The 22,473-nt window shown below is 50.9% G+C and carries 17 protein-coding genes; 15 read left to right on the top strand and 2 right to left on the bottom strand.

What is annotated here, in order from left to right; translation table 11 throughout:
- Positions 1-4: 4 nt before the first annotated feature.
- The gene (locus HP15_RS09585) at positions 5-913 is read right to left on the bottom strand and encodes an XrtA system polysaccharide deacetylase (RefSeq protein ID WP_227499741.1); all 909 of its coding nucleotides are present in this window, start codon (positions 911-913) and stop codon (positions 5-7) included.
- Between the two features lie 264 nt (positions 914-1,177).
- Here HP15_RS09585 and HP15_RS09580 point away from each other — a divergent pair, with 264 nt between their 5' ends.
- The 15 genes from HP15_RS09580 (at position 1,178) to HP15_RS09505 (ending at position 20,599) form a co-directional block, all read left to right on the top strand.
- Positions 1,178-2,584: a TIGR03013 family XrtA/PEP-CTERM system glycosyltransferase gene (locus HP15_RS09580; protein ID WP_041645254.1), complete on the top strand. Its 1,407-nt coding sequence runs from the start codon at positions 1,178-1,180 to the stop codon at positions 2,582-2,584.
- Positions 2,585-2,620: 36 nt separating this feature from the next.
- Entirely contained in the window at positions 2,621-3,259 is a 639-nt protein-coding gene (locus tag HP15_RS09575) for an XrtA/PEP-CTERM system exopolysaccharide export protein (RefSeq protein ID WP_049784477.1), read from the top strand.
- Positions 3,260-4,840: an XrtA system polysaccharide chain length determinant gene (locus tag HP15_RS09570; protein WP_014577277.1), complete on the top strand. Its 1,581-nt coding sequence runs from the start codon at positions 3,260-3,262 to the stop codon at positions 4,838-4,840.
- Positions 4,830-5,708, top strand: coding sequence for a P-loop NTPase family protein (locus tag HP15_RS09565; RefSeq protein ID WP_014577276.1), 879 nt, complete (start codon positions 4,830-4,832; stop codon positions 5,706-5,708). Before HP15_RS09570 ends, HP15_RS09565 begins: the two co-directional genes overlap by 11 nt.
- Before the next feature lie 26 nt (positions 5,709-5,734).
- Positions 5,735-7,063, top strand: coding sequence for a hypothetical protein (locus HP15_RS09560; protein ID WP_049784476.1), 1,329 nt, complete (start codon positions 5,735-5,737; stop codon positions 7,061-7,063).
- 29 nt (positions 7,064-7,092) lie between these two features.
- A complete protein-coding gene (locus HP15_RS09555) occupies positions 7,093-8,091 on the top strand; it encodes a polysaccharide deacetylase family protein (RefSeq protein WP_014577274.1) in 999 nt (332 codons plus the stop codon).
- Positions 8,085-9,209: a GNAT family N-acetyltransferase gene (locus tag HP15_RS09550; RefSeq protein ID WP_014577273.1), complete on the top strand. Its 1,125-nt coding sequence runs from the start codon at positions 8,085-8,087 to the stop codon at positions 9,207-9,209. Before HP15_RS09555 ends, HP15_RS09550 begins: the two co-directional genes overlap by 7 nt.
- A complete protein-coding gene (locus HP15_RS09545) occupies positions 9,209-10,270 on the top strand; it encodes a FemAB family XrtA/PEP-CTERM system-associated protein (protein WP_014577272.1) in 1,062 nt (353 codons plus the stop codon). Before HP15_RS09550 ends, HP15_RS09545 begins: the two co-directional genes overlap by 1 nt.
- Positions 10,267-11,442, top strand: coding sequence for a glycosyltransferase family 2 protein (locus HP15_RS09540; RefSeq protein WP_014577271.1), 1,176 nt, complete (start codon positions 10,267-10,269; stop codon positions 11,440-11,442). Before HP15_RS09545 ends, HP15_RS09540 begins: the two co-directional genes overlap by 4 nt.
- Positions 11,443-12,813 carry an O-antigen ligase family protein gene (locus HP15_RS09535; protein ID WP_014577270.1) on the top strand — a complete coding sequence of 457 codons (1,371 nt, stop codon included), beginning with the start codon at positions 11,443-11,445 and terminating at the stop codon, positions 12,811-12,813. It abuts the gene before it with no gap.
- Positions 12,810-13,961 carry a glycosyltransferase family 4 protein gene (locus HP15_RS09530; protein WP_014577269.1) on the top strand — a complete coding sequence of 384 codons (1,152 nt, stop codon included), beginning with the start codon at positions 12,810-12,812 and terminating at the stop codon, positions 13,959-13,961. The genes HP15_RS09535 and HP15_RS09530 overlap by 4 nt, the downstream gene beginning before the upstream one ends.
- Before the next feature lie 2 nt (positions 13,962-13,963).
- Positions 13,964-15,862 (top strand): asparagine synthase (glutamine-hydrolyzing), encoded by a 1,899-nt coding sequence (gene asnB, locus HP15_RS09525; RefSeq protein ID WP_014577268.1) that lies wholly within the window; start codon positions 13,964-13,966, stop codon positions 15,860-15,862.
- Entirely contained in the window at positions 15,859-16,980 is a 1,122-nt protein-coding gene (locus tag HP15_RS09520; RefSeq protein WP_014577267.1) for a glycosyltransferase, read from the top strand. Before asnB ends, HP15_RS09520 begins: the two co-directional genes overlap by 4 nt.
- Before the next feature lie 7 nt (positions 16,981-16,987).
- Entirely contained in the window at positions 16,988-18,151 is a 1,164-nt protein-coding gene (locus tag HP15_RS09515) for an oligosaccharide flippase family protein (RefSeq protein WP_014577266.1), read from the top strand.
- 423 nt (positions 18,152-18,574) lie between these two features.
- Positions 18,575-20,599, top strand: coding sequence for a PA14 domain-containing protein (locus HP15_RS09505; protein WP_014577265.1), 2,025 nt, complete (start codon positions 18,575-18,577; stop codon positions 20,597-20,599).
- Positions 20,600-20,638: 39 nt separating this feature from the next.
- Here HP15_RS09505 and HP15_RS09500 read toward each other — a convergent pair whose 3' ends face one another.
- Complete coding sequence (locus HP15_RS09500) at positions 20,639-21,928, bottom strand: glycosyltransferase (RefSeq protein WP_169702155.1); 1,290 nt, start codon at positions 21,926-21,928, stop codon at positions 20,639-20,641.
- Positions 21,929-22,473 lie beyond the last annotated feature (545 nt).

Genomic DNA, 22,473 nt, shown 5'->3' with positions numbered 1-22,473 from the left:
CCGGCTAAGCCAGGCGCACCATTTGGGAGTTTCGAGTCAGAGATTCGTCAGGATCGTAGGCATTGTAACTTTCACTGACCGTGCCAAATCGGAAGTCCTGTAGGAGCGTTTCTAGGCGACCATAACACTGGTCAAGGTTCGTGTAGTGCCTGAACCTTGAGAGCCAACTGGCATTGTTGTATCTAGGTTGGTCGGGATCTATCTCCCAAGGATGCAGGTAAAACATCTGCGGGTGCGTTCCGAAGCCGGATGCGTTACGGAACAGGTACCGGAACAATGGATAGGGAAATTGCCTGAAGTAACCTCCGCCTGCAGCGGGAACTGAGAGGCCAAATACTTTGGCCGTGGTCAGTGGGAACTCCCTGATAACGTTGCCACTCTCCGTTTGAATCGAATAGGGCGCTTTTGGCGAATCTGGAATTCCATAACGATCATGTCGGATCGGAAAGATGCTTGAGTCCCAATTGAAGCCGGCCTCACAAAGAATGTCGAGGGCCCAAAGTGACTCCCTTGTGATCGAGTAGCTGGCCGCTCGATAGCCGTGAACGGGATTACCGGTAATGTCTTCGAGAAGTTTTTTGGACCGGATGGTTTCTTCCCGGAAAATTTCCCGAGATTGATTATAGATGAGTTGGTGGCTATATCCGTGGGAAGCAATCTCATGACCGTCGTCAGAGAGTTTTCTGATGAGGTCCGGAAAGCGTTCTGCAACCCAGCCGAGAACAAAAAATGTTGACTTGACGTCATACTGTTTGAACAGTTCTAGCAGCCTTTCCGTATTTTGAACCACTCGACTCGGCAGGCTGTCCCACTGGCTAGGTTTTATTACGTGCGAGAGAGCAGCAACATGGAAGTAATCTTCCACATCAATACTCATTGCATGGAGCGGTGATCTTGCGTCCGGGCGTGGCATGGGTACTCCTTCCCAACTAACACCAATAATTTGATTTTCTCCTAGATAGTTGCCGATTACAATCAGTCTTAACCCGGAAGTTTTGAGCAACATAAAACAATGTAAAAGTATGTTACATAAAGATACAATCTGTTGAGATTGCGTTGTGTTCAGCGCAGAATGCCTCTTGAGAGGTCATGGCTGGCAGCAAAGGGTAGAAAGCTGCCAGGGTAATTTGATGTTAGTCTGTCGCTGATTGTCGAACAGACGACAAGGAAGTTCAGCGTGTCGTACATACGGTTTCGCAAGCATTACATACACATACCGCATTTGGTGCTCGGCATTCTGGAGTTCGTGGTCCTTTTTGCCGTTTTCTATTTGTTGACCCTAATTCTTTCATTTGTCGGGGTCGACTATGCGCCTGTCCATACCGACATCCTTTCCGCTTTTCTGTTTGCACTCGTCTTAAGCTGCGGAACGCTGGCCATGGGTGGATATCTGGTTATGGTGCAGGAAAGTATCTCTTCTCTCTTTTTCAGAACCTTGGTTGCTTACTGTTTTGTTGGGGGCATCGGGCTGACCATCCTTTATGTCATGGTGCCTGCTGCAGACCCTGGAAGTTCCAACCTTTTTTGGGCCGTAATGCTGGCTTCGTTAGTCGTTGTTCTCATGAGATTGATCTTCCTCAGGATTGTGGACTCGGAGCAACTGGTGCGCCGGGTTGTGATTCTAGGTGCTGGTGATTTCGCTGGAGGTTTGCTGGCGGAGTCCGAACAGAATATGCGTGCGCTGGGAGTCCGCATTTTAGGGTGCATTTCCGATAGCACCGACCCGACCGTGGAACAAGAGAAGCTTCTTTGTACGCCCTACGACTTCTATGAGTTTTGCCGTAAAAACCGAATCTCGGAAATAGTTGTCGCTCAGCAAGAACGTCGCAAAGCTGAGGGTGGTTGGCTGCCTGTGCCAGATCTAATGGAATGTAAACTGCGCGGGGTTGAAGTTACAAGCGCTCTGGACTTTTATGAACGGGAGCTAAAGAAAGCGAAGCTCGCTATGGTGCACCCATCCTGGATTGTTTTTTCGGAAGGCTTCAAAGCGTCCAAGAGTAGAGCCTTTGCCAAGCGTTTCCTGGATCTCGCTATCAGCCTGACCTTGCTGGTAGTTATGTTGCCGTTCATTGTCTTAACTGCACTGGCGGTCTTTCTGGAAACAGGAAGGCCGATTCTCTATAGCCAGAAACGTGTCGGCATGCTTGGCCGCGAGTTCAGGATCTACAAATTCCGTAGTATGCGGCAAGATGCTGAAAAAGACGGCAAAGCTCAGTGGGCATCTGCTAACGATAGCCGAGTGACCAAAGTTGGCGCTTTTATTCGAAATACTCGTCTTGATGAACTTCCTCAAATCTACAATGTTCTCAAAGGGGAAATGAGCATAGTTGGTCCCCGCCCTGAGCGCCCGGAATTTGTTTCTGAATTAAAAGAGAAAATCCCGTTTTACGACACGAGGCATTACGTCAAGCCTGGATTAATGGGCTGGGCGCAACTTAAATACCCCTACGGTGCATCTATTGAGGACGCAAAAGGCAAACTTGAGTACGACTTATACTATTCTAAGAATCATAGCCTGATGATGGACATCTTGATCATGATACAGACCGTTGAGGTCGTGTTGCTTGGTAAGGGTGTTCGCTAGAAGCTGCTAAGAATAAACTGAATCTGGAGAAAGCTCATGGGAAACGCGCAGTTGTTTAAGGGAGTCCTTCTTGTCGCTTTGGTTTCGTTTTTAGCGGCCTGCTCGGGGCTTCCGTCCACGAAGTCAATGCCTACCGCCACCGACGCCCAATCAGAGCCCTATGAAATAGGTGTAGGAGATACTGTTTCGGTTCATGTTTGGCGCAACCCCGAGCTTTCACAAACCATCGTCGTCCGTCCTGACGGGAATATTTCGATGCCATTGACTGGCGATGTCATTGCGGAGGGTAAACGGCCCGAGGAGCTGGCCTCAGAGATACGAGTAGCGTTGAGCGAATTGGTGCGCAGCCCCGAGGTTACAGTCATGGTGGTTAATCCTGCCAGCAAAGAGTATCGCAACCGGGTCAGGATTACCGGCCAGGTGGAAGCGCCCCAGTCGGTTGCGTTTCAGCCGGGCATGACGGTTCTGGATTTGGTTCTTTTGGCAGGCGGATTGACAGACTTCGCCGCTGACGGTCGGGCGACGCTGAACCGCCAAGTAGATGGCGAATATAAAACCTTTGGCCTTGATCTCGGCGAGCTGATTTCCGAAGGGAATATGGACTTCAATCATGTCCTCCAGCCAGGAGACGTGATCAGTGTTCCCAGAAAACAGATCTTCAGAGGTGAGCTATAAATGGATCTGCAGTTTATCCTCGATACCCTTCGAGCAATAAAGCGAGAGTTGTACCGATATCGGGTGTCGGCCGCTATCGTATTTATGCTTGCAACTGCCGGTGTTTTGGGTTGGGGATATGTAACTCCAAAGACTTATACATCAGAGGCGCTGCTTTACGCCGATCAATCAAACATCCTTGAGCCACTTCTTCGCGGGCAGGCCGAAGTCACGCAGATTGATCGTATTAACGAAGCGCGTGAGTTAGTTGAGAGTCGCTCATTCCTCGAGCAGATAGCGCTTGATAGTGAGCTTCTGACCGGGGCAGAGTCTGATCAGGATAAAAATGTTGCTATATCGGGTCTCCGTAAGCAGATCTCTCTCAGGGTGTCCAATCGAAATTTTCTTGAGCTTTCCTACTCGAGTAAGGATCCAAATCAGTCTTTTACCGTTCTGAGTTCGGTACTCGACAGGTTTATTGAGCGCACAATTAACAAAAAGCAGGGCGAAAGCCAGGCGGCCTTCGAATTTATTGATTCACAGGTCAAGTCTTACCAGCGACAGCTCGAAGAGGCTGAACAGAAACTAAAAGTCTTTAAATCGAATAATCAAGATGGTACGGAAGGAAATGTCCGTGGCCGCATTGAAAACCTCCGAGCTGAGATAGAGAATCTCAAGCTTCAGATCCAGCAGACTGAATCAGAAGTTCGGCTTACTCAGCAGCAGTTATCTCAGGAGGAACCAGTTCGGCGGGTTACAGTTGATCCGGGACGATCTGCTGCTGAAAGACGGCTGGTGGCATTGAGGCAGGAGCTGGATGAGTTGCTCTTGCGTTACCATGAGCGCCATCCGGATGTGGTGAGTATCAAAGGGCAAATCGGAGATCTTGAACAACAGGTTTCGACTCAGAGCGATGATTCCCGCGAAGGCAGTGTAACCGAAGTGCTCGAGAATCCCGTCTATGAAAACCTCAAGATGCGTTTGTCTGAAGGCCGCACCGACCTTGAGGTTCAAAGAAATCGTCTAGCCTCTTTGGAACGTTTGCTGGAGGAAGCCTTCGCCCGGGCTGAGCGTGTCGCGGAGAATCAGGCCCAGTTGTCTGAACTGACTCGCGATTACGACGTAACGCGTGATGTATATGAGGACATGCTGCAGCGGCGCGAGCGCGCCAGGCTTTCCATGACTCTGGATGTTCAGGGTGAAGGCGTGAGCTATAAGATTCAGGAACCTGCAACATTCCCAACCCAGTGGGACGGGCTTCAGCTCTATCAGATTGGGCTGGCCGGACCATTCCTGGGTAGTGCTCTGGTGCTTGGCCTGATAACAGCACTCGTTATGTTTGACCAACGAATTCGTTCGCCTCGGGAACTCCATCTAGCACTTCCCGAGTCGATTCCGGTTATTGGCACGATTCCCCACTATCGGAGTACCTGGAAAGATAGGCTTTTGCGAAAAGACGTCCTACTACTGCTGAGTATCCTGGGTGTTTTTATTACAGCATATCTCGCCGTTCTGGTTTTCAGCGTGATGGGTATCAGCCCGGAACGGATAATGTCTAAATTGGCAGAGATATTTGGGGCGGGAGTAGGGAATGGACGATAATAAACTCTACAACGCACTTCTTAAAAGTCAGCAACAGCGCAAAGAAGGCAAGTACGGCGACGGCGAGGCTAATCCGGATGATCAGTTCAGGAAGGAACGCCCATTTGCGGGAGAGCGCCTGCAACCGCCGAACTGGACACGTGTCGAGACGGAAACCGATGGATATCCACCCTCTGTCTACGATTCGTCTGTATCATTGGGGCTGATATCAAATCCCCGGCCCTGGACGAAGGCAGAGTTGCGGGCTCGCAAGATCGTATTTCCTGGCATGGCTGATAAAGCGGTTCTGGATGCTTACCGCGAGATTCGCATTCAATTGCGCAACAACGCCAACAACAGGCCCAGTTTTACAGTTCTTTATTCCTGCATTGGCAAGTCAGAGTGTCCTGTAAGAACGGCGTTTAACTTGGCGGCTGCGTTTGCTTCGGATTCCGGCACCTCCGCGCTGTTGGTTGATTGTGATCCTCACAACAGTGGGTTATCCGAGTTGGTTTCCGTGCCGATGGATGAAGGGGTGACGGACTATATTCTCGACCCCAAGTTGCCCATCAAAAAGATTATCTATCCAAGCGGCGTCGACAGGCTCAGTGTCATTCCGGCAGGGAACCACCCAGCTTCAGCTGTGGAGCTCTTTTCCTCAATAAGGATGCGAGACCTCATCGAAGAACTAGAAGGGCGCTATCCGGATCGTTGCATCATTATCAACTCGCCACCATTCCAGGAGAGTACTGAGGCCAGGATTCTTGAGAGGTTCTCCGATCAGGTGATATTAGGAGTACCTTTCGGTCGTTTAACAGAAGATGAAATTCTGGAGTCGGTGGAATCCTTTGATGCCACCAAATTCTCCGGCTTGGTCTTTCAGGAATGAAACTGTCAACGTTCAGTGGTGGAATCATGGATCGCTTCACCGGAGTTTTGGGGTTTCTTGCTCTGATAATGCCTTTTGGTCCGGCCTTTGCTCAGGCCTTTGAGGAAGACCTGGCCCGTTTTGAGGGAAATGCGTCTGTTTTTACCGCGTTGACTCAAAATCGCGTCGATACGGCTGCGGGTACGGACAGTGAGACGGAAGGTCGGCTCGGATTGGAAGGCGGGCTTGCGGGCGAGTGGGTCAGTGGAGGTAACAGTGCATTGCTGGACTATTCAGCCAGAGTGGAGACATCACGGAATTCAGATATAGGTAGTGGCGGAGACAATAGTTCAATAACCGGGTTGTCTCGGTTTGCCCACGCCGACCCCTCCAACCCATTCGAATTCAATGCAGGCCACACCGTACGGACAGTGCGGAACAACACCGGCTTTCTGATCGACCCGACGAATTATGATACCCAGAACATTGTCAACGCGGGGGCGGGTCTGAGGTTGACCCCTGGCGCTTTGACCACTGTCAGGGTGTCGGCAGATGGAGCACGGGCTTATGGCGATTCAGACGAAGGCGATACGGACTCCTACACTGCAAAGGTCAATCTTGAGAGAAGGCTATCCCAGAGGTCCTTTGGGCTTGTGAATGGCAGCCGAAGTTGGTCCGATGAAGGTGCCACAGAGGTTACGATTGATGCCTACCAGGTTGGGTACCGCTCCGCTGATGATTTTGGCACTTTTTCCATTGGCGGCGGTGTCAGTGAGGCTGAGACCGAGCTTCCTTCCGGGCTCGTCACAGAGAGTGACGGCGTAACTGCTTTCCTGACAAAGGATTGGGTAACGACAGATTGGACGACCTCTTTTTCCTATAATCGCACGCTGTCGGATAGCGCCATCGATCTAGTGTTGAATCCGCAAACACCAGATGACTTTTCAGAGAACGTTCGGCTGAATGAAGTGGTCTTGTCTGATCGGTTCGATTTACGCCACACCCGTCGAACTCTGTGCGATGTTTGTGATTTTTCGGTTCAGGTATCTGGAGAAATCCGAGAGTCCAAGGAAAGTGGCGAGACGACCCACGAGCTCGGCGCCGGCTTGGACCTCGGAATTCAAATATCGAATTTACAACGCTTGGAGTTTCGTTATTTGTGGCAAGCAGAAACTGAGGAAAATGCCTCGGAAGTGCAGGAACAGGTGCACCGATTCAACTCGCGCTGGGTTCGCCAGCTCGCCGAATTCACGACATTCGCAGTGGAATTCAACCAAGCCTATTTGAGAAGTAAGCGCCAGCGACCTGATGAAGAGGAGTTTGAACTCCGGCTGGTTTTAACTCATGGGTTTTCTCTCATTGGCCAGGGCCGTTAGTCAGATATCTGCTGTCAGGAAAGGATTCAATGTTCAAAGACTGCAAGGAAATCAGATTGCCTGCGGATTCTCCACCTTATCTGGTAGTGGTCGTCGACGCCGAAGAAGAGTTCGATTGGAGTGCAGCGCCGGATTCTCGAGAGAATTCTGTTTCCGCCATGGAGTACATCGGCAGAGCCCAGGCGATCTTCAGAGAATACGGAATAACTCCCTGCTATGTAATAGATTATCCAGTTGCAAGCCAAAAGGAAGGGTTCGGCCTTCTCAAACAATACTACGACCGCGGTGAGTGTGATATTGGGGCTCAGTTGCATCCTTGGGTGAATCCGCCCTTCAAAGAAGCGCTGACCCGATCCAATATGTACCCGGGAAATCTGCCCAGAGATCTGGAGAAAGAAAAGCTCAGGAATCTCAGGGATCGGATCGCCGAATCGTTCGGCTTTCAGCCCACTATCTACAAGGCTGGGCGTTATGGTTTTGGGGAGAATACCCAGGAAATTCTTGCTGAACTGGGATTCACTATAGACCTTTCGGTCTGCCCCCCGATGGACGGCAGCGCTGATGGTGGCCCTGACTATTCGCGCTTTGGGCCAAATCCTTTCTGGTTTGGAGATCCGGATCAGCCACTGCTGGAAATTCCCTGTACTGGTGCGTTTTTGGGGTGGGCTGCTTCATTTGGCAGACCTCTGCATAACGTAGCGTGGTCGTTGCGACAGTTCCGGTTGCCAGGGGTGCTGGCTCGTCTCGGAGCGGTTGATCGTTTAATGCTTTCTCCGGAGGGGTACTCGTCAAACGAGCATTTAAGGCTCACCAAATCTTTGTTGGAACGCGGCACCCGAGTTTTCACCTGGAGCTTCCACAGTCCCAGTGTCGTTCCAGGCAATACCACTTATGTTCGAAACGAGGATCAACTGGAGGAGTTTTTGGAGCGTTTCCGGCGCTTCTTTGATTTTTTCTTTAACGAAGTGGGTGGCAAAGCGATCTCGCCAAAGCAATTGCGTTTGCTGGCGGAGCAGGCTGAATGCTAGCTGAGAATATTTCCGTTGCAGTAACGATGGTCAATTTCTCCCAGGCGAATATCGAGTCACTGGAAGAAAAGTGGCAGAGGTTATATGCGCATTCAGATGCCTGCTTTTTTCTATCATGGCGGTGGATAGGGAACTGGCTAACAACATACAAACCAAATCTGCTCGTCCTCGAAGCAGTGAAATCAGGTCACTTGATTGGCCTTGGGTTGCTTTCGATGACGGAAGAGCGTCGGCATGGATTCGTGATCTCTAATTGCATGAGGCTTCACCAAACCGGTGAGCCATATGAAGATCAAATCTGGATAGAGTACAACGATTTTCTGATAAAACGGGGCGAGGAACAGGCAGTGAGCAAAGCCTTTCTGGACGCACTCAAACGGAATGAAATCCAATGGGATGAACTCATTGTGACCGGGATTGACGTTGGTCGAGCCTCCAAATTATCGAGGGCTAGTGGTATGCGTGCTCTGATTCGGTGGCAAACGCCCTGTGTGGGTGTCGATCTGAATGAAGTTCGACGTTCGGCCTCAAGCTACTTGCAAGCGCTGTCTTCCAATGCTCGCTATCAGATAAAGAGGTCCATTCGCTTGTATTCAGAGTTGGGAGATCTGGCGGTGCACCGGCCACCAAGCGTTTCAGAAGCTATCGATTGGTTCGATGGATTCGGTGGGCACCATATTAAAAAATGGGGGAGACTGCCCGGGCAAAGTGGGTATGCCAACCGTGAGTTTGTTCGCTTCCATCATGGTTTGATTCGATCCGGATGGGAAAAAGGTGAGGTAGATATTGCCGTTGTGAAGGCCGGGGACGAGCTACTCGCGGGCTTCTATAACTTCATCCAGGGAAAGCGAGTGTACTTCTATCTGGGAGTAACCAGCGAAACCGACGATAACCGCCTCAAGCCGGGGCTGGTGGGGCACTCCATCATGATTCAGGAGTATCTCGATAAAGGCTTGGATTTCTATGACTTTATGGGTGGTGAAGATCGGTACAAAAAGAGTCTCGGGCGTGAACATGGAAGTATCGTGAAAATGGTGTTGCAGCGCCCACGGGTTAGCCTGTGTGTCGAGAACGCGCTCCGGTCGGCTCGCAATCTTTTCTCTCGTGGAGTTCAATAATGCCGGTTGAGGTTCGCGTATTCAGACTGGCCCGGTGTCCGAGAGAAGAGCTTGACCGCTATCTGAGGAAAACCGGGGAAGCGGGGCCATATCATTCCATTTCTTGGCTGGAGGCAATCGAAAAGGCCTACCGACACCAGAGCAGGGTGATCGCTGCCTATCGAAACGACGAAGTTTGTGGGGTTTTGCCTCTTGTGATAATCAAGCCACCCTTCATGGCTCCTCGATTAATTTCACTCCCTTTTTGCGACTACGGTGGCCCTGTCGCTGACGATGACTCTATTCGAGAAAGACTGCTCGCAGCCGCAAAGGAGTTGAAAACCAGAGAAGGACTGAACTCCGTAGAGATTCGCGTTAGAAATCCGGCCGTAGAAACCGACACCTGGAATGCTGGCCAGAAGGTTCGAATGGTTCTTTCTCTGCCGGGAAGCAGTCAGGCTTTGTTTACGACTTTCAAGCCAAAACTTCGAAGCCAGATTCGCAAGGCTGAAAAGAACGGACTTGCTTGTTGTGTCGGAATGGAAGATGAGCTTCTCAGGGGATTCTATAGCGTCTTTTGCGACAATATGAGGCGGTTGGGCTCGCCGGTTCACAGTTTGTCTTTTTTCCAGGCATTGAGGGAAGCCTATGGCCCGCGGATGGTGGTCGCTGTTGTCGATCTGGATGGCCTGCCTGTTGGGGCTGGTATCGTTCTCTTGGGCAATGAGGAAGCTTGCATTCCCTGGGCATCCACGCTGGCGGAATACAATCACCTTGCGCCAAATATGCTCCTTTACTGGCGACTGCTCGAGTGGGTAAGCGATCGTGGAGCGAAAACCTTCGATTTTGGCCGTTCTTCCTTCGGCGAAGGCACTTTTCGCTTTAAAAAGCAGTGGGGGGGCCAGCCAAAGGCACTCAGGTGGCATCGCTTAGACGATGCCTCCGGTTCTGACAACCCAATTGTTGTTCCCAGCGACCTGAAATCAACGATCAGAAAATGGATAGTGGCCGGCTGGCAATGCCTGCCCCCTGATTTGGCCAATTGGCTTGGTCCGAAGATAAGACGATATATCAGCCTATGAGCGCGATTCTGATTGCAACCATTGTATGTTTCCTGGTGCCGGCCTACGTCTATATCGGGTTCCCGCTCCTGCTTGGGATATTGTCGTTATTGAAAAAGCCGGAAGAAGTAGCGACGCAGCCTGAGGACAGTCTCCCATCGGTAACTCTCGTTGTTTCGTGCTTTAATGAGGCCGATGTCATTGAAGAGAAACTGAGCAACTCGCTAGAGCTCGATTACCCAGAGGATCGACTTACTGTGCTGGTGGTGTCCGATGGCTCGACCGACGGCACGGACGAAATTGTAGAGCGATTCGCCGGGCGAGGAGTTCAACTGATCAGGCAGGAGGGTCGTCTGGGGAAAACCATGGGCTTGAACCTCGCCATGGACTCTGTGTATTCAGATATTACGGTGTTTAGCGACGCCAATGCGATGTATGCGACCGATGCCGTTCGTCAGCTGGTTCGTCACTTTCAGAAGCGCAATGTCGGGTATGTGGTTGGTGCGGCCCTATATACGGATGGAGAGGCCGGAGCGAGTGCTCAGAATGAAGGGCTCTATTGGCGATATGAACTGGCAATTAAAACAATGGAGTCGCGCCTTTCGTCGGTTGTCGGAGGTGATGGCGCTATCTACGCCATCAGAAGTGCTTTGTGGCAGCCTCTGGATCAAAAAGACATCAACGATTTTGTGAATCCCCTTCAGATTGTGCTTAAGGGCTACCGCGGTGTTTTTGAGCCGAAAGCTCAGTGTTTTGAGGAGACTGCCGGAGAGTTTGATAGGGAAATTGCCCGCAAGGAACGCATTGTAAATCGGAGCATTCGAGGGCTTTTCCGGGTTCGGGGTGTTATGAATCCTTTTAAAACCGGGCTTTTTTCCTTCATGGTGATTTCTCACAAACTGTTGCGTTGGTTGATCCCTCTTTTCCTCGCTTTGGGCGGTTTCGGGAGTCTGGCACTGTCTCTTTTTGGTTTGACCGTGTTCAAATTGATTGCGCTTGGCGGTGCGCTAACCCTTGGGTTGGCTGCCATTGGTCATTTTTCTTCCAACAAGAACGCCCTTCCAATCTGGATTTCCTTTCCCTACTACTTCGTCGCTGTGAATTGGTATGCCGTTCGCGGCATTCTCAGGGCTATTCAGGGTGAAACCCAAGTGACCTGGGACAGCGCAAGGCCGGGGAGGGAAGGTCGTTAAATGTCGAAATTTGCGCTTCTTTTCCTGCTGGTGTTTTTTGGTGGCGTTGTTGCGGCCCTTGCATACAGTGGTACCGCCGCATTCGTGGTTTACCAGATGGTTTATTTTTTTAACCCAGACAATCGCTGGTGGGCCAGCAGTATCCCTGGGTTGCGCTATTCGCTAATCGCTTCTCTGCTGATGTTGTACGCCCTTGCAATAAAATACCGCCATTACTCAGAAATGAGTCCATGGGGGGAGATGGCCCCGTTCAAGTGGATGCTTGCGGTTCTTTGCATGTATTACGTTGCGTATATCTTTGCCCTTGACCTTCCGAACCACAAACGCTTTACGTTCGAATTTCTCAAGCTGATTATTATTGTTTTGGTTGCTTACAAGCTTATTTATTCGGAGAAAGCACTCAAAGTTTGCCTGTGGGTATACATCATGGGGTGCGCTTACATCGGTTATCTCGCCCATGTGACAGGTCGGAATGCGCAAGGGAGGGTAGAGGGTATTGGAATGGTGGATTCTCTGGATGCCAATGATACGGCGGCGGCCCTGGTCCCTTCCGCAGTCCTGCTACTTTATTTCGCCTGGATGGGTGACAAAAAAATCCGGGCTCTTTCTGTTGTATGTGGTGCGCTCATTGCTAACGGTCTCGTTCTCATCAACAGTCGTGGTGCATTTCTTGCCGGAGTTGTCAGTTTGGGCATTTTCATCCTGTTCATGATTTTTTCCAGCCAGCAGCGCAAAGGACAGCGATTCACGGCTGTGCTCATGGTTGTTGTCGGGCTCTCAGGCGCAATCTACGTCACCGATGACTTGTTCTGGGAACGTATGGGAACGCTGAAAGAAATCGAAGACAAGGAAACCAGTGGCTCAAGTCGTATGGTGTTCTGGTGGACAACGTTTGACATGCTCGACGATCATCCAATGGGCATGGGGATCAACGGATATAACAGACTCGCCCCACAATACATGGACGACGAAACCCGCGGAGGAGTGGAGCATCGCTCTGTCCACTCGATGTGGTTCCAGGGATTGTCGGAACTGGGCTGGCTGGGCTTCGGCTTTTTCTGCTGCATGTTGCTGTCGCTCTATCGCCTGGCCCGCAAGGCCAAGAAGTATGTGATGTCCATGGATAACACCAAAGCGTATTTTCAGATATTGGCGCTGGAGTGTGCGTTCATCGGATATCTTGCCGCGGGCACCTTCATAAACAGATTCCGGGCCGAAATCCTTTATTGGATGATTCTTTTTCTGGCTGTTGCGATCAAGGTCTATTACTTGCAGGCCAAGAAAGCAAATGCTGGTGCCGCCGGAGAAGGCGACGCAGCATCGTACGAACGAGCCAAATTTACACGCAAAAGCAGGGACGTATACACGTGAGTCAGATCAAGGTGCTTCAGTTTATCTCACCTTCGGGTTTTTACGGGGCCGAAAGATGGGTACTGGCATTTGCCAACAACATTGATCCGCAGCGAATGCGATGCGATCTGGCAGTAACGAGGGAAAGCCCGAACCAAGACCTGCGCGTAGCAGATTTCCACCCGGACTCGGCTGGCCAAGTCCATTACGTTGATATGGCTGGTCGATTCGATATCAGAAGCGTCAAAACGCTGGTTAACATCATTCGGAAGAGGGAAATCGATGTCATTCTGACCCATGGCTATAAATCCGACATCCTGGGCCTGATCGCAGGCAGAATTGCAGGCATCCGTTGCGTGAGCACACCCCACGGCTTCTCCGGCAATGTTGGCTTTAAACTTAAAATGTTTATCAGGCTTGGAACCTCAATCCTCAGGTACTTTGATGCTGTCGCCCCCTTGTCCGAGGAATTGATAGAGGACATGCACCGTTTCAGGGTGCCGTCATCAAAGATTCGCTTTATCCGGAATGGTGTGGATATCAAGGACATAGACGCCACACTCGCTAATCCCGGTTCCCGGGAAAAGTCGGAAGCCGGTATCCGACCAATCGGATTTGTCGGCCAGCTTATTCCCCGCAAAGGACTGCTGGACCTATTAAGCGCGTTTGAGGGGCTGCACGAGCATCACCAAGGCCTGGAGTTACAGCTCATAGGTGAGGGACGGCAACGTCCACAATTGGAGGAAAAGTGCGCCCGCATGAAAGCCGGGCAGGCTGTCAAGTTTCTGGGCTTTCGCGAAGATCGCCTGGAGCTGCTTTCCAAGTTTGAGATGTTCGTGATGACCTCTTCTTTGGAGGGGATTCCCAGGTGCTTGATGGAATCGATGGCTGTCGGTGTTCCGGTCGTTGCCTACGACATTCCTGGGGTAGATCAACTGATTGAGGATGGAGTTACAGGGTTATTGGTGCCACACGGCGATGTCTGTGCATTAGTTGAAGCCTGCAATAAGCTGCTTGTTGACCCTGAACTCAAGGCCACACTGACTGCGAATGCCAGGACCCGAGTAGAAGAAGTCTATTCGGCGCGACGAATGGCTGATGAGTATCTTGAACTCTTTCAGCAGCTTATGTCCCCCCGCAATTCAACGGTAACCGGGGGGGCCGACTAACCATGTGTGGCATCGCAGGATTTCTGCGCACCGGTACGTTGCCGGATCGAGAACAACATCACCTATGGGCCGAACGGATGGGCCAAGCCATTGCTCATCGAGGGCCGGACGCAAACGGTGTCCACATCGATCAGGACGTCGCTCTTGTTCATCAGCGCCTGAGCATCCTGGATTTATCATCCGCCGGTAACCAGCCGATGGCATCGTCGTGCGGGCGGTACATTATCGTTTTCAATGGCGAAATCTATAACTTTCGCTCTCTCCGCGAGGGTTTGGAGCAAGACGGTTTTTCGTTCAAAACCCAGACAGACACGGAAGTGCTTCTCGCTCTGTACGCCAGGCATGGTGAATCCTGCCTGAGGCAGCTGAACGGAATGTTCGCATTCGCCATTTGGGATGCCAAGACCAAGTCACTTTTCATCGGACGGGATCGGCTCGGTAAAAAGCCTCTATACTACACCGACACGGATGGACAGTTCTTCTTTGGTTCTGAAATTAAAGCGTTATTCGCTACACCCGTTGTGCGCCCCGCGCTGAGGCCGGATGCGATCAAGGACTTCTTCGTCTATCAATACATCCCTGACCCCAAGACGATCTATGCGAACGTACACAAACTACCGCCTGGGCATTGTATGGAAGTTTGCGAGGGTCGTATTTCCGTGCGGAAATACTGGGATCTTTCCTTCAGGCCTGTAGAGGGTCGGACGGTTAGTGATATAAAAGCCGGGCTCTACGATGTCATTGACGAAGCGGTACGCTTGAGAATGATCAGTGATGTTCCCCTGGGCGCTTTTTTGAGCGGTGGTATCGACTCAAGCGCTGTTGTCGGTCTTATGGCTGGCCGGTCTTCTCAGCCCGTTACCACCTGCACAATCGGATTTGATGACGAAAAGTTCGATGAAATTAAGTACGCGGACCTTGTCGCCAGGCAATTCAAGACGGACCATCACGTATTCACAGTCAAAGAGACGGTAGCGGATAACCTCGTTGGTATCAGCCGATTCTTTGATGAACCCTTTGCCGATCCTTCTTTTGTGCCCACGTTTTTCGTTTCACAACTTGCGCGCACTCAGGTTACCGTTGCGCTTGCAGGTGACGGCGGTGATGAGAATTTTGCGGGTTACTCCAAGTATCGGACAGATGCCATTGAAAACCGAATCCGGTCTTTGTTCCCGCCGGCACTGAGGCATTCACTTTTTCCCGGGTTATCCCGACTGGCAGGCCATATCCCGGGCCCGTTGGGCAAAAAGGCGTCGTCGCTTCTCGGGACCGTAGCACTCGATCCAGATCTCGGATTCTTTACGAGCAACTGCTTTTTCAATCCCAGGGTTTGGAAAAGAGTTGTTTCCCCTGAGTTTGCCGCGCTAACCGATGATTACGATCCTGCTGACATTACCCGGCATCACTATCAGGAGGCACCTGCGGAAGATCATCTTTCCCGCATTCTCTACACGGATATCAAGACCTATTTACCGGGCGACATCCTGGTGAAGGTTGATCGAATGAGCATGGCGAATTCCCTCGAAACCCGTGCTCCGCTCCTTGATTACCGGGTAGTGGAGTATGCCGCTGGCATTCCTTCTGCGCTGAAGCTGAAAGGCAATTGCAAGAAGCACGTTCTAAAGGAATGTTTCTCTGATTTGCTTGATGAAGACATACTCTACCGGAAGAAAATGGGGTTCTCGGTGCCGCTCGCCCAATGGTTGAGATCAGAGATTCGGGCTATTGCTGAACCGCTTTTGACGGGGCCCGATAGCGGTTTGTCCCGCTATTTCAGAATGGAGCAGGTTAGGGCGCTATGGCAAGCACACCTTTCGGGAGATAACCGTTTCACCCAGGAGCTCTGGAGCATGGTGGTCTTCGCCCTCTGGTATCAGCACTACAAAGACTTCGTAAGATGACAGCGCGCTCAATCAACGTACTGCATGTCACCTTCAATATGGCCATAGGTGGCACGGAACAGGTGATCAATCAGCTGGTTAGGAATTCCAGATCATGCGAGGTTAATCATGAGATCGCATGTATTGATAGTTTTATCGGTGAGATCGGCCAGTCTCTGGCAAATGAAGGTTTGCCGGTGTTTTGCCTCAGTCGACAACCAGGCTTTGATCTGGCGTTGGTCAAATCCTTGAGAAAACGGATTCAGCAGGGACGGTTCGATATCGTTCACTGCCATCAGTACACGCCCTATGTTTACGGGTGGCTGGCGTCGTTTGGTACTGGCTCCAAGGTAGTCTTCACTGAACACGGACGGTTTTTTCCGGACAGGTACCGGTATAAGGCCCTCATGATCAATCCGTTGATGGCACTGATGACGCCTGCGATCATCGCAATATCAGGAGCGACCCGAGAGGCGCTTTCCCGATACGAGTTCATCCCTAAAGCGAAAATAAAAGTGATCTATAACGGTATCGATCCCCTTGAACGGAAAGAGGAACAGGTGTCAAAGATACGCTCTGAACTGGGTATTCCAGAAAAAGCACCAGTTCTGGGTACGGTTTCCCGACTAGATCAGGTCAAGAACCAGAGAATGATGATTGATGCTTTCGCAGAACTGTTGGAGGCCCATCCTACGGCCGTTCTTCTTATGGTCGGCGATGGCCCGGAAAGGCCGGCATTGGAAAAGAGGGTAGCTGACCTGAATATTGGAGAATCGGTCAGGTTTACAGGGTTTATCAACAGACCCGCCCAGTATCTGGGGTTGATGAATGTCTTCCTGTTGTCGTCTTTCACGGAAGGAACATCAATGACACTGTTAGAAGCCATGAGTCTCGGAATTCCTGCAGTTGCGACCCACGTTGGGGGAAATCCTGAAATCGTCGTAGATGGTCAGACGGGGTTTCTCACCGAGAACAACAACAAAGAGGCATTTCTGTCAGCGATGTCAAAACTTCTGGAGAACCCGGGCCTTTGGCAGGCTTGCTCAAGGTTGTCCAGAGAGCGCTTCAATGAAAATTATTCGATAAACCATATGGCAAGTCAGTACACAACCATTTACCACCAGTGCAGAGGCAACTGAGCCACCCATGTCAAAAGTTCGCCGTGCGCTGCTGTTTTCTTTTCTGACCCGATATGGAGGGATGCTAATAGGCTTGGCGTCCACGATGATTGTGGCTCGCCTCCTTACGCCAGACCAGATTGGCACCTTTGCGATTGCCAGTGCCATTGTAATGGTGATAAGTGAATTCCGCTTGTTGGGCGCGGGGATGTATCTGGTCAGAGAGTCCGAGATGACCGAGGAAAAGGTCAGGGCAGCTCTTGGTCTCACTATGCTGATCTCCTGGGGCATGGGTATCGGGATCTGGTTTTCCGCAATTCCAGTTTCTGAGCTTTACGACATACCGCCAGTTGCAACAATCTTCACGATTCTGTCGGTCAGCTTTTTTCTTGCGCCGTTCATCAGCATTCCTGCAGCGATCTTAACGAGAGAATTCCGGTTCCGCGAGCTCTTCTTCATTCGCCTGGGTACGTCACTTTCGAATCTGATTTCTACTGTCGTGCTCATTCACATGGGCTACACCTATTACGCATTGGCGTGGGGTTATACACTCTCTGTTGTCGTCGAATTTCTGATAATTTTGACGTTTATGCCGGCCCGTATCCGTTGGCAGCCCTCGTTCAGAAACCTGAAGCCGATAGCGAGCTTCGGAATCTACAACTCACTTGCCGGCTTTTTCAGGCGGGGCGTGGTCACGGCCCCGGATATGATCATTGGCAAGCTCGGCACAACGGCTCAAGTTGGTCTGTTTTCACGGGGCCTTGGGTTCATTGAATTCATGTCACAAATACTCCTCATGGGGGTAAAGCCAGTGGTTTTGCCTTTCTTGTCTGAAGTACAGCGGACCGGCAAGGACGTTAACCAGGCTTACATTGGTGCTACTGTATTGCTCGGCGGGTTCGTTTGGCCGGTTCTTGCCGTAGCGAGCGTTGTCAGCCTACCCGTCATCCGCCTTTTTTTTGGAGATCAATGGGACGCAGCAGCTCCGTTTGCGACCATGTTGGCCTATTGGGCCATGTTCCGAACGGTTCATTGGTTTTCGAGTGACCTGCTTGTGGCCCGTGGAAAGGAACGGCTGATGGTGTTAAAAAGAAGGCGTGATGTTTGTTCTGTATTGTATTGGGATAGTAGCAGCTTATCCCCACGGCTTGGTTTACGTCGCAGGAAGCTTTGCGGTTGTGGGCTTCCTTGATTTTATGTTCACAACAATTTTGCTGGGAACTTTCCTTAATCTGGAGATCATTGCGTTCTTCCATGCTTGGATAGGTAATACTCTGATCACGGGAGTGTGTTGGTCTTCCGCTTGGGGAATCTATCAGGTTGGTAAACAATGGTTTGATGGAACCGCTATTCCCTTTTTGGCCGTCGCTTGCCTTTTGCCCCTGATCTGGGTAAGTAGCATTTTCCTTATAAGGCACCCTCTTAAAAATGAAGTTGTTAACGGGTGGGTGTGGTTTATCAACAAGTTTCGATCGGGAGCCTTTTAGAACCGCACCCTCTTTGTCTGGGTTTTTAATTGCCAATCATTACATCGTTTGCGTGGCGTGATTCAGTACCTGTGACGATACTGACTATTCGAGACTAAACACTCCTTTCTCAGGTTTTGGAGTCTGCCATGGCAACTGGAAAGTTTGTTCCGTTAACCTTGACTGCCCTTTTCCTATCAGGATGCCAATCCTGGACCATGAGAGGTGTCGATTCTTTACCTCCAACCGCAGCCCTTCCGGAGGCCAGCGAGGCAGGTTGGGCTGAACTTCGGTATTTTGAGGGAGTGAATGGAAACTCAATAGCTCAGCTCACCAGTCTAAGCAGGTACCCCGATAATCCGGATCAAGTTCTGGAATTAACGCGCCTGTCGGTTAGCCCCAATCGCGCTGACAACTATGGCAGCCTCGTTCGTGGTTTTATCGAGGCCCCGGCGAGTGGGCTATACAGGTTCTATGTTTCTGGTGATGATGAAACTCAGTTCTTGCTAAGCCCTAGTCAGAATGCCTCGGATGTAAGGGTTATCGCCTCTGTTACCGGCTGGACATCTGCAGGAGACTACTCAAAGTACACTTCCCAGGTGTCCGCAGTTCAGGAACTGACTGCAGGCAAGCGCTACTATTTTGAACTAAGACACAAAGAAGGCGGCGGAGGTGATCATTTCAGCGTGGCCTGGGAGGGGCCGGGTTTTGGAAGGTCCGTTATTGACTCCCAGTACCTTTACTCTCCTCGGCAAGAAAGCCAGTTGTATCCCGATACTGCCGACGCCAGGCTGGGGTTCTCAGCAGGGTACCGTGTGGGCTTTTTCGACGGTGAGCATAGCCTGCCTTTCAATGATGCATACCCGCCTCTCGATGAAGATCAGGACGGTCTGTATGACAACTGGGAGGTGCAGGCAGGCCTGAATCCGGCCGATCCGGAGGATGCAAATGCAGACCCGGACAATGATCTGTTAACAACTGCGGATGAATATCAGCTATGGATTGATCCCACATCTGCAGATACGGATGGCGACTCCATCCCCGATGGAGCAGAATTCGCGTACGGGCTAGATCCTGCAGACCCGCTTGACGCTGAGAGAGACGCGGACGGGGACGGTTATTCCAACCTTAGGGAATACAATGAAGGAACGGATCCGAGCAACCCTGACGACAAGCCTGTTGAGCCAGAGGCTCCAGTGGATGTGCCGTATACCCAGGGTCTGGTGGGCCAGTATTTTTCCGGAAGGAACTTCGAAACGTTTGATTTCGCACGCCTGGATGAAAGCCCCACGAATAGCTGGGGTGGTGGTTCGCCGGGCGGGAACCTCCCGAATGATCGATTTAGCGTTCGTTGGTACAGCACTCTGATTCCAGCATTTGATTCAGGGCAGCGAAATTATGAATTCCGTATTAGTCGCGATGACGGTGCGAGGCTTTACGTTGGTGGTGACCTGATTATAGATGCGTGGACAGGTCTCAACAGCACGACCTACCGCGCGCAAAAGGCCCTCTCGGCTGGGGAAAAATATCCCGTAGTTCTGGAATTCAATGAAGGCTACGGGGGAGCTAGCGTCGTGCTCCAGGTTGTGGACATGAGCAATGGCCGAACTGTTAATAGTTCCGATATCTTCCGGGTAACTCCGCTTGACTCTGAGGTATCTTTGGATTCGGACGGGGACTCAATTCCGGATGTTTGGGAAATGGAATACGGCTCTGACCCCTGGATGGATGATGCCGGACAGGTACTGAACACTCAGGGGGTTACAGTCCTCAGTGCATTCGAAAGTGGCGTAAGCCCACGCAATCCTAGCGAGGCGGCAATCTGGGAGGGCCGTACCGCCGGGATTGGCGATTCGACAACGAGTGAGCCGTCTGCTCCGGAGCCTGATCCCGAGCCCGATCCGGCGCCAGCCCCCGTTGTGACCATCAGTTGGACAGCGCCCGGAACCCGGCTTGACGGTACATCAATCTCCCTAAGCGAGATTCAGTCTTATCAGATTAACTATGGGCAGAATCAATCCTCGCTTGATCAAACCGTGACGGTATCCAGTGATGTAACTACCTATAGTTTCGAGGGACTAAGCGCAGGCGTCTGGTACTTCAACCTCCAGACGAGGGACCAAGAGGGCTTGTTAAGCCCTCCATCGAATACCGTTCAATACAATATTCAGTAGCGAAGGATCGGGCGTGCCTATCTGGTACGCCCGAGTAGTTTAGGGGGCATCCAGGCACTCGTGAAGGCGTCGGGCTAACGTCTGAGTGATGTGCGATATTTCGAACTCGTCTCGGTTTTCATAGCCGGAGAAAGAACCCAGTTTTTCGTCAAGGGCATATGCTTTCAGGAGCTGAGTTAACTGCTCTTTCTCCTCAAAGCTAACTAGGTCCCCAAGTTTTTTATCGATAACCAAGGTGCCCAAGGCCCCGTCCGGAGAAGTTATATTGATAATCGGTTTGTTGATGGCGAGGTAATCGTAGAGTTTGGAGGGAATCTGAGTGCGTGTTCCTGGTTGGACGTTGACTACTATATCGGCTGATGCAAGTGCTGAGAGGCACTCTTTATAGGGTCGAGCGGAATCCAGAATCAGACTGCCATCTTCAAGGAGGTCGGAGAAACGGTCTTTGAGGTCGTAACCCAGATTTACATCGCCTATCTGTCGGAAAACGATCCTTTTGCCTGAATCTGCCAGTTGCTGATTTGCTGCTCTGATTGCCTCAAGTAATACGGCGGGGTCGCGGACGCCATAAAGGAAACCTGCGTGGCATAGCAAAAGCGAGTCTTGAACTGTCACTCTCGGTTCTGCAACGATGTTCTGAAATTCGGCTGAATCGAACCCATTGGGCATAACAAAAAATTTGTTCGCGGGTTCATCTGGATACCGATGAACGAATTCAGCGTGCAGTGGGTCTGTATTGAGAGATACGGCCGATGCATGCTTCACAACACGCCGTTCGAGCCTTGCGCTCCAATCATCTAACAATCGCCCTTTCGATTGATGGAAAGGATTATTCATCCAGGGGTCACGAAAATCGACGATTAGCGGAAGGGAGCTCAATCTACTGATGAGATATCCTGCGACCAATCCTGACCACGGCGAACCAGTCGCAAAGATAGCGTCAATATTGTGTTGCTTTACAACCTTGATGCCTTTTATTACCGCCGGAATTATCCAGGGCCCGGCTTGGTCTGGGAAGTAGCAGGCGTCATAAATAAAGTCCTTAAATTTTTGCACTTTGCTTCGACTAGCAACTTCGCCGTTAGTGTTTGAAGTCTTGAGAACTGACTGGACAGTCTTATCTGTCGGTTCAGCCCGCTTTGAAAAAGAGGTCAGTAGCCGAATCCGCTTTCTGGCCCACAATAGAAATTTAAAAATGTCTAAACTTTTTACCCTGTGTATTTGTTCTCTGTTAACCGGTAAGTGAAGGTGGGCAAGCGCGTCAGGAGATGATTTCGTTTGCGGAGAGGTTGTGAGGACGTGGCAGCGGCCATTGGCTAGGTTACGCACGAATTTTATCGTCCGCATGCATCCAGGGACACCAGTGCTATCAGTAGGTGGATAGAAATAGGCGATAAACAGAATATGTCTATCTTTGAGATCTGCTCTAGTGCTCGACATATTCCTTTGTCAGAAATCCTCACCGTAAAAAGTTTTCGATTGCCTTCGTTCCGTATCTGGATGGTTGGACCATTCAGTTGCAAGATGGTCATGTTCCATTGGCCGATAAAGTGCAAAAATAACGAAGTGTAATTGGTGCGATGGTTTCAAACAGGTGATTACACGGGAATGCTGGTCTCCGCTAACTTGAAAACGTCCCAAATCGCCTTGGTGATAAATCTATCAGATTGCACGTAATAACTACATAGGATATGGCGCCGTTTTTGGGAAAAATTAGGTCTATCCCCGCCAATGGATGCTTGCCCGGCAGGTGCTAGACTGAAATATAACGTTACATAAGGTCGCCAATCAACACAGTCAGTTGCCATGGAAATGAAGTCTGTTCACATACTAGCTACACGGCTTCGAGTATCTTCTCAAGAGCCAGTTCAACT

Source organism: Marinobacter adhaerens HP15, from assembly GCF_000166295.1.
Classification (GTDB): domain Bacteria; phylum Pseudomonadota; class Gammaproteobacteria; order Pseudomonadales; family Oleiphilaceae; genus Marinobacter; species Marinobacter adhaerens.
This window is presented reverse-complemented; position numbering and strand designations above follow the sequence as displayed.

Coding starts and splice junctions, on each gene's coding strand:
- HP15_RS09555 (WP_014577274.1), top strand. CDS start 7,093: ATGTTCAAAGACTGCAAGGAAATCAGATTGCCTGCGGATTCTCCACCT.
- asnB (WP_014577268.1), top strand. CDS start 13,964: ATGTGTGGCATCGCAGGATTTCTGCGCACCGGTACGTTGCCGGATCGA.
- HP15_RS09535 (WP_014577270.1), top strand. CDS start 11,443: ATGTCGAAATTTGCGCTTCTTTTCCTGCTGGTGTTTTTTGGTGGCGTT.
- HP15_RS09560 (WP_049784476.1), top strand. CDS start 5,735: ATGGATCGCTTCACCGGAGTTTTGGGGTTTCTTGCTCTGATAATGCCT.
- HP15_RS09520 (WP_014577267.1), top strand. CDS start 15,859: ATGACAGCGCGCTCAATCAACGTACTGCATGTCACCTTCAATATGGCC.
- HP15_RS09515 (WP_014577266.1), top strand. CDS start 16,988: ATGTCAAAAGTTCGCCGTGCGCTGCTGTTTTCTTTTCTGACCCGATAT.
- HP15_RS09570 (WP_014577277.1), top strand. CDS start 3,260: ATGGATCTGCAGTTTATCCTCGATACCCTTCGAGCAATAAAGCGAGAG.
- HP15_RS09550 (WP_014577273.1), top strand. CDS start 8,085: ATGCTAGCTGAGAATATTTCCGTTGCAGTAACGATGGTCAATTTCTCC.
- HP15_RS09575 (WP_049784477.1), top strand. CDS start 2,621: ATGGGAAACGCGCAGTTGTTTAAGGGAGTCCTTCTTGTCGCTTTGGTT.
- HP15_RS09585 (WP_227499741.1), bottom strand. CDS start 913: ATGCCACGCCCGGACGCAAGATCACCGCTCCATGCAATGAGTATTGAT.
- HP15_RS09505 (WP_014577265.1), top strand. CDS start 18,575: ATGGCAACTGGAAAGTTTGTTCCGTTAACCTTGACTGCCCTTTTCCTA.
- HP15_RS09545 (WP_014577272.1), top strand. CDS start 9,209: ATGCCGGTTGAGGTTCGCGTATTCAGACTGGCCCGGTGTCCGAGAGAA.
- HP15_RS09565 (WP_014577276.1), top strand. CDS start 4,830: ATGGACGATAATAAACTCTACAACGCACTTCTTAAAAGTCAGCAACAG.
- HP15_RS09540 (WP_014577271.1), top strand. CDS start 10,267: ATGAGCGCGATTCTGATTGCAACCATTGTATGTTTCCTGGTGCCGGCC.